General features: G+C 41.4%; 11 protein-coding genes. 10 read left to right on the forward strand and 1 reads right to left on the reverse strand.

Annotated features, from left to right (window positions below):
- Window positions 1-33 precede the first annotated feature (33 nt).
- Window positions 34-1,389: a sensor histidine kinase gene (locus PZB74_RS16205; RefSeq protein WP_302237969.1), complete on the forward strand. Its 1,356-nt coding sequence runs from the start codon at window positions 34-36 to the stop codon at window positions 1,387-1,389.
- Window positions 1,390-1,610: 221 nt separating this feature from the next.
- The gene (locus tag PZB74_RS16210) at window positions 1,611-2,450 is read left to right on the forward strand and encodes a manganese catalase family protein (RefSeq protein WP_302237971.1); all 840 of its coding nucleotides are present in this window, start codon (window positions 1,611-1,613) and stop codon (window positions 2,448-2,450) included.
- A 42-nt stretch (window positions 2,451-2,492) separates the two neighbouring features.
- Here PZB74_RS16210 and PZB74_RS16215 read toward each other — a convergent pair whose 3' ends face one another.
- Window positions 2,493-4,319, reverse strand: a complete 1,827-nt coding sequence (locus tag PZB74_RS16215) for an OmpA family protein (RefSeq protein ID WP_302237973.1) — start codon at window positions 4,317-4,319, stop codon at window positions 2,493-2,495.
- 256 nt (window positions 4,320-4,575) lie between these two features.
- Between PZB74_RS16215 and PZB74_RS16220 the strand changes: the two genes are divergently transcribed.
- The 8 genes from PZB74_RS16220 to PZB74_RS16255 all read left to right on the forward strand — a co-directional run bounded on the left by PZB74_RS16220 (window position 4,576) and on the right by PZB74_RS16255 (window position 12,855).
- The gene (locus PZB74_RS16220) at window positions 4,576-5,544 is read left to right on the forward strand and encodes an isoaspartyl peptidase/L-asparaginase family protein (RefSeq protein ID WP_302237975.1); all 969 of its coding nucleotides are present in this window, start codon (window positions 4,576-4,578) and stop codon (window positions 5,542-5,544) included.
- Between the two features lie 57 nt (window positions 5,545-5,601).
- The gene (locus tag PZB74_RS16225; protein ID WP_302237977.1) at window positions 5,602-6,759 is read left to right on the forward strand and encodes a tetratricopeptide repeat protein; all 1,158 of its coding nucleotides are present in this window, start codon (window positions 5,602-5,604) and stop codon (window positions 6,757-6,759) included.
- 23 nt (window positions 6,760-6,782) lie between these two features.
- Window positions 6,783-8,720 carry a threonine--tRNA ligase gene (thrS, locus tag PZB74_RS16230; RefSeq protein ID WP_302237980.1) on the forward strand — a complete coding sequence of 646 codons (1,938 nt, stop codon included), beginning with the start codon at window positions 6,783-6,785 and terminating at the stop codon, window positions 8,718-8,720.
- 167 nt (window positions 8,721-8,887) lie between these two features.
- The gene (infC, locus tag PZB74_RS16235; RefSeq protein ID WP_302242812.1) at window positions 8,888-9,445 is read left to right on the forward strand and encodes a translation initiation factor IF-3; all 558 of its coding nucleotides are present in this window, start codon (window positions 8,888-8,890) and stop codon (window positions 9,443-9,445) included.
- A gap of 45 nt (window positions 9,446-9,490) precedes the next feature.
- Window positions 9,491-9,685 carry a 50S ribosomal protein L35 gene (rpmI, locus tag PZB74_RS16240; protein ID WP_302237982.1) on the forward strand — a complete coding sequence of 65 codons (195 nt, stop codon included), beginning with the start codon at window positions 9,491-9,493 and terminating at the stop codon, window positions 9,683-9,685.
- Between the two features lie 89 nt (window positions 9,686-9,774).
- Window positions 9,775-10,119 (forward strand): 50S ribosomal protein L20, encoded by a 345-nt coding sequence (rplT, locus tag PZB74_RS16245; RefSeq protein ID WP_302237984.1) that lies wholly within the window; start codon window positions 9,775-9,777, stop codon window positions 10,117-10,119.
- A gap of 57 nt (window positions 10,120-10,176) precedes the next feature.
- Complete coding sequence (locus tag PZB74_RS16250; RefSeq protein ID WP_302237986.1) at window positions 10,177-11,676, forward strand: GH3 auxin-responsive promoter family protein; 1,500 nt, start codon at window positions 10,177-10,179, stop codon at window positions 11,674-11,676.
- 9 nt (window positions 11,677-11,685) lie between these two features.
- Complete coding sequence (locus tag PZB74_RS16255; protein WP_302237988.1) at window positions 11,686-12,855, forward strand: 1-deoxy-D-xylulose-5-phosphate reductoisomerase; 1,170 nt, start codon at window positions 11,686-11,688, stop codon at window positions 12,853-12,855.
- Window positions 12,856-12,858 lie beyond the last annotated feature (3 nt).

Below are 12,858 nucleotides of genomic sequence, written 5' to 3' on the forward strand. Positions count from 1 at the left end.
TTGCGCTAACTCAATATAGCCAGCACACCGCTTATGCGATATACCATTTTCAGAACCCAGATACTGCTTCGGCTGCTGTTTCTTAACTTAATAGGTTTCGGTATTTTTTATGTGCTAACTCAGACGCATTTCTGGCTGGTTTCACTCTGGCTAACCTTGCTTTTTGTCGCTTTATTTACAGAGCTTATACGCTACATAGAGCGTACACACCGCGAAATGGAAAATCTGGTGATTGCTGTACAACAGGGGGAATTTTCTAATACTTACTACCAGCAGCCAGCCATGAAAGGGCATATGCTCAGCGAAGTTTTCAATCAACTGGTCAGTACTTTTAAAAAGCTAAGGCAAGAGAAAGAGGTCAATCATTTATATCTACAAAATGTAGTAGCTCAGATTCCAATTGCTATAATTTGTCTGGATGCAGAGGGTAATATACAACTAATCAATCAGGCGGCTAAACAACTTTTTAAAAAGCCAGCCATCAGGCAGTTGCAAGACTTTCAGGAAATAGACAGCGAACTTTATCATACAATTGAAAGTCTGGAAGCCGGAGAAAAAACTATGTTAAAGCTCATAGTTAGGCAGCAACTGCTACAGTTGTCAGTACAGGCTACTGCATTTAAAATGAATGATCAGTATTATAAACTCCTTTCTATGCAGGATTTTCGCTCAGAGTTAGAAGAGCAGGAAGTAGATTCTTGGCAAAAGCTGATCAGAGTACTTACCCACGAAATCATGAATTCTGTGATTCCGATTTCCAATCTGACGAGTATGGTCAATCAGATGCTGATTCAAACCCAAGATGATGGCAGGGTACAGCTCAATACGCTGGATTCAGAAGAACTAAACGATTTACATGGAAGCCTGATTACTATTGAAGAGCGTACGCTTGGCCTTATAAACTTTGTTAAAGCTTACAAAAGCCTCACCCAAATCGCTCAGCCACAGTTTCGTGCTGTTGAGGTGCGGGAGCTATTTAGCAGGTTGCATGCTCTTATGAAGCCACGCTTACAGGAGAAGAATATAGAGTGGCATGAGCATATCAGAGCAGACAGTCTGCAAATTAAAGCTGATTTTGAGCTGGTTGAGCAGATTTTGATCAACCTTGTGAATAATGCCATAGATGCTTCACAGCATAGGCCACAACCCAAAATAAGTCTCCAGGCGTTTATTGATGACAAAAATCAGACTGTACTTCAGTTAAAAGACAATGGCAATGGAATTGAAGAAGAAATACTAGAGCATATTTTTGTGCCTTTTTTTACTACTAAAAGCGAAGGCTCAGGCATAGGCTTAAGCCTTTCCCGACAAATAATGCGCTTGCACAAAGGCAATATCAGTGTGCAATCTGTAAAAGGAGAAGGTAGTACATTTAGTCTTATCTTTTAGATTTTAATTAGGCTTAAAATAGCTTCAGTAATAATTATAAATTATACTTATAATTCAATAAGATAATACCCATATTTAGCAGTTAATACTTAACTGTTGATAGAAAGTTTGCCACTTTTATTTAGTATGCTTATATCATTTTAAAATAATCAGTAGACAATTTAGAGGTTTGTTGATTATTGATACTGTAATCATTTTTTAATATAACTAAACTTATTTTTATGTTTTATCATGATGGAAAATTACAGTACCCGGTCAAAGTAGAAAAATCAAGTCCGGTTTTTGCAAAAATGCTTCAACAGGCTATTGGTGGAATTGAGGGAGAAATACGTGTTTGCCTTCAATACTTATTTCAGGCTTGGAACGCCCGTGGTCCAAAAAAATACAGAGACATGCTGCTGGAAACAGGTACGGAAGAGATGTCGCATATAGAAATGCTCTGTACTGCTGTTGCGCTTAACCTTGAAGGTGCAGACTATGCGCTTAAGGAAAAAATTGCTGGAGAAAACCCGGTAGTAGAGGCAGTACTTGGAGGAATGAACTCTCGTCATATACTGTCCTCAGGCTTAGGAGCGATGGCTGTAGACAGTACCGGCACACCCTTTAATGGAGGGTATATTGTCGGAACTGGTAATATTGCTGCCGATATGCATGCTAATGTAACTGCAGAAGCTGGTGGTAGAGCCCTGGCCACTCGCCTGTATGAATATACTGATGACCCTGGTATGAAAGATATGCTTTCGTTTTTAATTGCCAGAGACACCATGCATCAGAACCAGTGGATGGCAGTATTGGAAGAAATGGACGAAGTACATCCAATACCCAATAGCTTTCCTCAGGAAAAAGAAGCGAAAGAGTTTAGCTATGCATTTTTATCTACTAAGGTTGGAGCTACGCAAGAGAGCGATCCTAAAACTCGCTGGACTACCGGAAAATCAATTGATGGAAAAGGTGAATTTACCTTTAGGGTAGCCGTGCCACATGGAGAAGAGCCAGACTTGGGAATGGCCAAAGTACCTGAAGTACATGCTCAGCTACAGCAGATGGGAAAGAAACCATAAAAAAGTTTTTGAAGGAGCACCTAAAAGTCAGGTGCTCTTTCTTTATAAGATCTCAAAAGCAATTCTACGATTAGCCTGCCGCCCTTCTTCTGTATCATTAGTCTCTACTGGCTTGGATTGTCCGTAGCCGCGGTATTGTAGCCTGTTCTCAGCAATGCCCAGTTTAATTAAGTAATCATATACTGCCTTAGCCCTTCTGGAAGAGAGTTCCAGGTTATAGTCTGCGCTTCCCTGATTATCAGTATGGCCATTTATAGTAATTTTTATGTCGGGATTTTCGCGTAAAAACTGGGCTACTTTATTTAGCTCTGGCTCAGAGGCAGATTTTATCTCATACTTATCTACATCAAAAAAGATGTTGTTAAGCACTGTTTCTTTACCTTTTACGATGGGCTGTAAGTAAATATCAATATGTAGGGGTTTATTGATGTCCTGACTATTCTTGTGGCTATAATTAAAAGTCAGGCTTTCAAAAAGATAACCATCCCTTTCAACATACAGCGCATATTCTGAGCCTTCGGTGAGTACCATCAGGTATTCTCCTAGCTTGGGGTCAGAGTCTACCTGCGCTATCTTTTGCTGGCTGTTAAGGTCAATAAGCTCCACAGAGGCACCCAACGGTTCTTTGGTGCTAGCATCATATACAATTCCTTCAACATAGCTACTTTTATTGCTTACTCGTATCTCTTCCGGTATTTCAAAAGTAAATATAAAGCTGCTCACATAGCGATCGCCCTGCCGCTGTTCGTGCGAATAGTAAGCATCTTTACCATCAGCAGTGATAAACAAGGAAGCCTGATCCTCTTTGGTATTGATAGGGTAACCTAAATTTTTGGGTGTAGTCCATCCAGTGCCTTGCTTTTCTGCTACGAACAGGTCAAACTCTCCGAAGCCCGGCAATCCATTAGAAGCAAAATATAAAGTTTGTCCGTTGGCATGTATAAATGGAGAAACCTCATCGCGAGCTGTGTTGATGTCTTTGCCCAGGTTTTCTGCTTTGCTCCATTCTCCCTTTTCATTGCGGTAGCTTACATAAATGTCTCTTCGCCCTATACCCCCTGCACGATCAGAAATAAAATAAAGTGTTTTTCCATCAGCCGACAGGCTGGGTTGAGACTCCCAGGACTTGCCATTGACCTGCCCTCCCAGATTTTTAGGGACAGTCCAGTCCTCACCTATTTTATAGCTGATATAAAGGTCGCAGCTGCCCAGCCCACTTCGCTCTTGGCAAGCAGTAAATATAAGAGTACGACCATCGGCAGAAATGGTACAGGTGCCCTCATTGGCCCGGGTGGTAAGGTTAGGAGAAAGTAGCTCTGGTTCAGACCATTCTCCATTCTTAAGCTTTTTACTTACATAAATATCTTCATCGTACTGAGGAAGGTTGCCTCTACGGCCAGTAAAAATCATCTGCTCCTGGTCTACGGTGAGCACAGGAAAATATTGCAGACCGAGCTGGTTCATGCCTCCACGAATAGGCTCAGGGTTAAATTTTACAGGCTGGTTAATGTGTCTTTCTGTATAATCAATATTTGCTAAGAGGTACTGAGCATCTTCTTTCATCAACTTATGTACATCCTTCATATTCAGCACATGGGTAGCCAGCTTGCGCGACTGTTCATACTCTCCTTCGTTAAAGTATTTTCCAGCTAGAAGTACCTGGGCTTCAGAAAATTTAGGGTTATTATACTGAGCTTTAACAACTTTCTGTAAATGATACTGCTCTCTTTTATCATCACCTACTGCTTTAAAAATCTTGCTCATGCGCAGGTGTGCTTCAGCAAAGTCACCATCTTTTTTTATTGCCGCACTTAATAACTCCAGAGCAGGGCCATATTGTCTGCGGATAAAATAATTGGTGGATTCCACATAATATTTAATTGCTTTTTTTGACTTAGTTGTGTACTGCTCAGTACGTTGAGCCTTTATATCTTGAATAAAACAGCTGGAAATTAATAAAAATAAGATGAGAGCTTTTTTCATGGTTTGAGCATAAATTGCTTATGGCTTGAACGATTTTGAATGGCAAACAGTGCCAGTACGCTTAGAATTCACTAATTTTAAAGCTTTTGCAACATTATATTTGCATCACACAATCTCAACTTATTCTATATCATAATCTGTCATGACTAAAAGACGATCATTTTTAAAGAAAATAACTGCTGCTAGTGTAGGTTTGGGAAACCTGGCTGCTTTAAGACCTGCCTTTGCTAACCCTGCCCCTCAGGCTAAGAAGCCTGTAGTCGTTTCTACCTGGCGCCACGGATTGGCAGCTAATGAAGCCGCCTGGAAAGTGCTCTCTAAAGGAGGGCGGGCACTAGACGCTGTAGAAGCCGGAGTAATGGTAACCGAGGCAGAAGACAACTTAAGTGTTGGTTATGGAGGGCTTCCCGATCGTGATGGGCGCGTAACCTTAGATGCATGCATCATGGACGAAAATGGAGAGTGTGGCGCAGTAGCCTGTCTGGAAGAAATTATGCATCCAATTTCTGTCGCTCGCCTGGTTATGGAAAAAACCCCTCATGTAATGTTGGTAGGCGAAGGTGCACAGGAGTTTGCTTTATCTCAGGGGTTTAAGAAAGAAAATCTGCTTACTGAACGATCTAAAAAGGCCTGGAAAGAGTGGTTGAAAGAGGCAGAATACAAGCCAATAATCAATATTGAAAACCACGACACTATTGGCATGCTGGCCCTTGACGAAGAGGGTAATCTTTCAGGCGCTTGTACGACCAGTGGACTGGCTTACAAAATGCATGGCAGAGTTGGAGACTCACCAATTATTGGCGCAGGTTTATTTATAGATAATGAAGTTGGGGCTGCTACGGCTACCGGAATGGGTGAGGCTATCGTAAAAATCTGTGGTGCTCACCTGATTGTGGAGCTCATGCGTCAAGGTTACTCACCTCAGGAAGCCTGCGAAGTGGCTATCAAACGTATCTCAAAACAGAAAAACGCCAAAGACATACAAATTGGGTTTTTAGCCCTGGGCAAAAACGGAGAAGTAGGCTCTTATGCCTTGCAAAAAGGCTTTGACTATGCTACCTATGCAGATGGCAAAAACCAGATGACAGATGTAGGCAGCTTTTATCGTTAAATTGCTAATGATTTCTACGATAATTGTGTTAATACATCATCAAACAAAACACACAAGATGATCTTTTCCTTTCAGCAATTATCTGTAAGATATAGTATACTTCTAGGAGGCTGCCTATTTCTTTTTGGTTGTCAAACGCAGGAGCAACATCAGATTCCTGAACTTCCGGATTTTGATGCCTCATATTATGAGTATGGAGTTACAGTAGTAGACAAGCTAATAGATAAAGACCCGGACAATGCTGAGGCGCACTATCGTCGTTCAGAGTTATTGCTCCAGCAAAATAAGCTTAATAACGCTCTTTCCAGCATACGAAAAGCACTGGAGTTAGATAATAATGATCCGCTCTACCGGCTTACCAGTGCAAAAGTGCATTTGCAGAAAGGACAGCATCGCGAAGCTTTCAAGGAAGCAAAAAATGCTTTAGAAAATGGAGGAGCTTCAGTAGAACTGTATGAGCTTCTGGCTCAGGCAAGTCTCAAAAGTAACTACCATGCCGATGCACTATTGTATAGCGATAGTGCTTTGGCTATGGCACCAAAAAATCCATATAACTACCTGATGAAAGGTAAGGCTCTGGCTGCCAGTAAAGATACAGCAGCGGCTGAATCTCAACTTCTTAAAAGTCTTGAGCTTGGTGGGCAGCCCGATGATATTTACGAAGCATTAGTAGATATGTACATGAACGCTCAGAACTATCAGAAAGCTCGCAAATATATGGATCAAAATCTGGCTCAACAGTCAGGAGGTATAAGCAAACGTTTGCTGTTTCAACAGGCTCAGATTCTTCGTAGGGTGGGCAATCCGGATAGCGCGGCGGCAATTCTTTACCAGATCAAAGATAGTAAGCAAGTAGACTATTTCGCAGTGAACAAAGAGCTGATGAACATGTATTACGAAAAAAACTGGTATGATTCAGCCAGTTTTTATGCTGAGCAAATGCTGGAAAGAAGGCCTAACGATAAAGAAGCCCTGCTGAGCCAGGCAAGAATTTACGATAAGAGAAGGAAATACCAGCAAGCCATCCAGAAATATGAAGAAATACTGGAAAAAGACTCATTACAACAGATAGAGCTTCATAAAATTGCTGGAGAGGAACTGGACTATCTTAGAAGAAAAGTTGCATATTTGTGGCAAAAGCAACAAGAGCAGGAATTAGAAAAAATGAAAAAAGGATTGGCACCCCTGCAGCCAATTACTCCAGATAAACCTTAGAAGTTTATAAGCGCAAACTTTTTATGAGCAAAGAAATCAAGATTACACTACCTGACGGATCAGAAAAAGAATACCCTCAAGGCAGTAGCGGATTAGATATAGCCCTTAGTATTAGTGAAGGCCTGGCGCGTAATGTGCTGGCGGCTAAAGTAAATGGCGAAGTTTGGGATGCTACGCGCCCTATAGAAGAAGATGCGAGTGTACAACTCCTCACCTGGAACGATGCAGAAGGTAAGTCTACGTTTTGGCACTCTTCTGCTCACCTTTTGGCTGAAGCTCTTGAAGCTCTGTACCCGGGTATCAAATTTGGCATCGGACCTTCAATAGAAAATGGTTACTACTACGATGTGGATTTTGGCGATAAAGAATTTAGTTCCGATGAGCTGGAGAAGATAGAGAAGAAAATGCTGGAACTGGCTCGTCAGAAGAGCGAGTACAAACGTATGCCTATTGACAAGGCCTCAGCAGTAAAATATTATCAGGACAAAGGTGACGAGTATAAACTGGACCTTCTGGAAGGGCTGGAAGATGGTACTATCACTTTTTATGAGCAGGGTAACTTTACTGACCTTTGCCGAGGTCCTCATATTCCTCACACTGGTTTTATTAAGGCGGTTAAGCTGCTAAATGTAGCAGGAGCTTACTGGCGAGGTGATGAGAAAAATAAGCAGCTAACTCGTATATATGGTATTACTTTTCCTAAGCAGAAAGAACTCAAAGAGTATCTGGAAATGCTTGAAGAGGCAAAGAAAAGAGACCATCGTAAACTAGGTAAAGAATTAGAGCTTTTTACTTTTTCAGAAAAAGTAGGCTCCGGGCTACCACTTTGGTTGCCTAAAGGAGTACTACTACGAGAACGTCTGGAAAACTTTCTTAAAAAAGCGCAACGCAAAGCTGGCTATGAGCAGGTAATTTCACCCCATATCGGGCAGAAGCAACTTTATGTTACTTCCGGACATTATGAAAAGTATGGGCAGGACTCCTTCCGTCCTATTACTACACCTCACGAAGATGAGGAGTTTTTGCTAAAACCCATGAACTGCCCTCACCATTGTGAGATATACAAAAGCAAACCTCATTCCTATAAAGAGCTGCCAATACGTTTCGCGGAATTTGGTACGGTATATCGTTACGAACAGAGCGGCGAGCTGCATGGACTAACCCGGGTAAGAGGTTTTACTCAAGATGATGCTCATATCTTCTGTCGTCCCGACCAGCTTAAAGATGAGTTTAAAAAAGTAATAGATCTGGTGATGTATGTATTTACATCGCTAGGGTTTGAGAATTATACCGCTCAGATTTCCCTGCGCGATCAGGAAGATCGCTCTAAGTACATTGGTAGTGAAGAAAACTGGCAGATTTCAGAGCAGGCTATTATTGAAGCTGCTGAAGAAAAAGGGCTAAACACGGTTACCGAATACGGAGAAGCTGCTTTTTATGGTCCTAAACTCGACTTTATGGTGAAGGATGCTTTAGGTCGTCAGTGGCAATTGGGTACGATTCAGGTAGATTATAACCTGCCGGAGCGATTTGACCTCACATATATTGGCGCAGATAATCAGAAGCACCGCCCGGTAATGATACACCGTGCACCATTTGGCTCAATGGAGCGTTTTGTGGCTATTCTACTGGAGCATACCGGAGGTAACTTACCTTTATGGCTGGCCCCGGAGCAGGTGAGCATACTTCCTATCTCTGAAAAATACGCTGAATACGCAGATCAGGTACTGCTGGCTTTAGCTGAGCATGACATCAGAGGAATCATAGACCACCGTGATGAGAAGATCGGAAGAAAGATTAGGGATGCTGAAGTAAATAAAATTCCTTATATGCTGATAGTAGGAGAAAAGGAGCAGGAAGAGCAGGCAGTATCTGCCCGTAAACATGGCGAAGGTGATATTGGTAGCTTTAGCCTAAATAAATTTGTTCACTACTTTAAAGAGCAATCTCAGGAAAAATAGACGTTTTAAGCTGTTTTAATCGGTCAGCTTGAAACTTTATTTGCTCTATTTTGTATTATTTTATAGTTACAGCTTTTTGATTATAGTAAATATTACTTGATATTTGCACCGTCGTAGAACGGTTGCTAGAAAGCGAATTATTTTTAACGAACCAAAGGAGGTAGAAAATTAGCAAATTTAAAAAAAGAGGATTTGTCAGAAGGACAGAAGAACCCTATAAGATCAATGAAAAGATTAGGGCACAATTCGTCCGCGTCGTTGGTGATAATGCCGATAACGAGATTCATGACATAGATTCAGCCCGCAGAATGGCGCAGAATCAGAATTTAGATTTGGTTGAAATCTCGCCAAAAGCCGATCCACCTGTCTGTAAGATCATTGACTATTCTAAGTTCAAGTACGAACAGAAGAAGAAGCAAAAAGAGATCAAGCAGAAGTCACAAAAGACTGTGGTAAAAGAAATTCGTTTTGGCCCTAATACCGATGACCACGACTTTCAGTTTAAACTGAACCATGCCAAAGGCTTCTTAAAAGACGGAGCAAAAGTAAAGGCCTATGTCCACTTTGTAGGGCGTACAATTGTCTTTAAAGAAAGAGGTGAAATGCTTCTTCTAAAATTTGCTCAGGAACTGGAGGATTTAGGTAAGGTTGAAGAAATGCCTAAGCTTATTGGTAAGCGTATGACTGTGATGCTTGCTCCTAAAGTGCAGAAGGCAAAGAGCTGATAATCTTAATGCGTTTTCAATAGTTTATCATATAAATAAGTAAAAATGCCGAAAGTGAAAACCAAGTCAGGTGCCAAGAAAAGGTTCAAACTGACTGGGACCGGGAAAATCAAGCGTAAGCATGCTTTCAAGAGCCACATTTTGACTAAAAAAGCTACAAAGCGTAAGCGTAATCTGACGCACATCGCTCTTGTACACAAGTCTGATGAGTCTCGCATCAAAGACATGCTTAACATCTAAGAAAAAATCTATTTAGGTTTTTTGTTCACCAGAGGTTTGGTCTCAAGTGCTGAAAAGCCACCTTATCTCAAAAACGTTTATTTTAAAAAATGCCAAGATCAGTAAATCACGTCGCTTCAAGAGCGAGAAGAAAGAAAGTCCTTAAACAAGCCAAAGGCTACTGGGGACGTAGAAGTAATGTTTGGACAGTAGCTAAGAATGCTGTTGAAAAAGGTCAGCAGTATGCTTACCGTGACCGTAAAGCTAAGAAGAGAGAGATTCGCCAGTTGTGGATCCAGAGAATTAACGCTGGAGTTAGAGCTTACGGTATTTCTTACTCTCAGTTTATGGGAGCACTGAAAACAAACGGAATTGACTTGAACCGTAAAGTTTTGGCTGACTTAGCCATGAACAATCCTGAAGCTTTTAAAGCGATTGTGGATAAAGTAAAGTAAACTATTATATTTACTTAAAGTTATTAAGCCCTTTTTAGGGCTTTTTTTATATCAACTATGGGAATAAGATCAAGTTTAAGTAAACCTTTTGCGGCTTATATTGCAAAACAGCAGCGCAAGTGGAGTATGCAACCAGAGAAAGCGCAGGAGAAAATACTTCACTATCTGATTGAGAAGGGAAAGCAGACGCAATTTGGAAAAGATCATCATTTCAAAGATATACGCACCTACGAAGACTTCCGTGAAGCAGTACCTGTACGCGACTACGAAGGGCTATCACACTACGTACAAGATATTCTGAGAGGAAAATCCGATGTGCTCTGGAAAGGTAAGCCGGCATATTTTGCCAAAACTTCTGGTACTACTTCTGGTACCAAGTACATTCCCATAACTAAAGAATCTATCCCAAACCATATCAATTCGGCCAGAAACGCCCTATTAAGCTATGTGCATGAGAGTGGACAGTCCGATTTTTTGGATGGCAAACTGATCTTTTTATCCGGAAGCCCAACCTTAGATCAAAAAGCTGGTATACCAACAGGTCGGTTGTCCGGACTGGTAAATCATCACGTACCGGCCTATCTACGCACAAATCAGTTACCTTCCTACGAAACCAATTGCATAGAAGACTGGGAGCAGAAGCTGGATAAAATTGTAGATGAAACCATTCAGCAGGATATGACACTCATATCAGGAATTCCACCCTGGGTGCAGATGTATTTTGAGTGGATTATTGAAAGAACAGGAAGGCCGGTAGGAGAGGTGTTCCCTAACTTCTCAGTATTTGTATATGGAGGGGTAAATTTTGCCCCTTATCGTAAGAAAATATTTGAGTCTATTGGCCGGCAGGTTGCTTCTATAGAGACTTACCCTGCTTCAGAAGGTTTTATCGCGTATCAGGATTCCCAACGCGAAGAAGGCCTTTTACTACTTCAGGATAGTGGTATCTTCTTTGAGTTTATCCCTGCTGATGAGTACCATAGCGACAACCCCAGACGATTAAGCATACACGAAGTTGAGCTCGGGATTAATTACGCTTTGGTAATCAATAGCAATGCCGGACTATGGGGATATTCTATTGGCGATACAGTAAAATTTGTATCTAAACACCCTCACCGTCTGCTGGTAACAGGCAGAATCAAGCACTTTATCTCAGCTTTTGGCGAGCACGTAATAGGTGAAGAGGTAGAAAAAGCTATGCAGTTAACCTGTGAGCAATACCCCGAAACAGAGATTGTAGAGTTTACCGTAGCACCACAGGTAAACCCTGAAAGCGGTTTGCCCCTGCATGAATGGTATGTTGAGTTTTCTCAAAAGCCCCATGATTTGGAAGGCTTTGAAAAACAGCTAAATTTACATCTGCAAAAACTTAACACTTACTACGACGATCTGATTTCTGGAAATATCTTAAGAGGTCTGGAAGTAGTTCCCCTAAAGAACAATGCCTTTAGAGAATATATGAAAAGTCAGGGAAAACTAGGAGGACAAAACAAAGTGCCCCGCCTTGCTAACGACCGTAAAATAGCAGACTCGTTGACAGAATTTATCGCCAAATAAGCAGTGCAAATGCCTAAGGAAGAAGGAGAAAAGCGGCATATCGCCATTTTAGGGTCAACGGGGTCTATCGGAACTCAGGCCCTGGAAGTGATAGATGCAAATCCCGACAATTTTGTAGTAGAGGTACTTACTGCTCATCGTAATGCAAAACTACTTATTGAACAAAGTATCAAGTTTCAGCCAAATGCGGTGGTAATTGTGGATGATACGCTTTATGCAGAAGTAAGAGATGCATTGGAAGCCTACCCCATTAAAGTGTATGCTGGCGCTAAGTCTTTAGCTCTGGTAGTGGAAATGGAAGATATTGACCTTGTACTAACCGCTACAGTAGGCTATGCCGGGTTGTTACCTACTATTAAAGCGATAGAGGCCGGTAAACATATTGCGCTAGCCAACAAAGAAACACTGGTAGTAGCAGGTGAACTTATCACGCAACTGGCTGCTCAAAAAGGCATCAATATCTACCCTGTAGATTCGGAGCACTCTGCAATTTTTCAGTGTCTGGTAGGAGAGTTCCATAATCCTATTGAAAAGATTATCCTTACAGCTTCAGGTGGCCCATTTAGAGGCAAAGATAAAAACTATCTGAAGACAGTAACTAAAAAGCAGGCGCTCAAGCACCCTAACTGGGATATGGGTGCTAAGGTAACGATAGACTCTGCCTCTTTAATGAACAAAGGCTTAGAAGTAATAGAAGCCAAGTGGCTTTTTGGGCTTAAACCAGAGCAGATAGAGGTTGTGGTACATCCTCAATCCATAGTCCATTCTTTGGTTCAGTTTCAGGATTCTTCAATTAAGGCTCAACTTGGCTTACCCGATATGCGGGTACCCATTCAATTTGCGCTAAGTTTTCCTCATAGACTATTTGCAGATTTTCCTCGTTTTAACTTTCTGGATTACCCGGAGCTTACCTTTGAACAAGCTGATACCGACACATTTCAAAACCTGGCTCTGGCTTTTGAGGCTATGAGCAAAAAAGGAAATATGCCTTGTATTCTTAATGCGGCGAATGAGATTGCCGTGGCTGAATTTTTAAAGGATAATATTGGTTTTCTAGACATGTCTGACATAGTTGCCACTTGTATGGCTCAAGTTCCTTATATTGCGCAGCCCTCATATGAGGACTACGTAGAGACAGACACTATAACAAGAATCAAAGCACAAGAATTAATCAAATAATTA

It is taken from the genome of Porifericola rhodea (assembly GCF_030506305.1).
Classification (GTDB): domain Bacteria; phylum Bacteroidota; class Bacteroidia; order Cytophagales; family Cyclobacteriaceae; genus Catalinimonas; species Catalinimonas rhodea.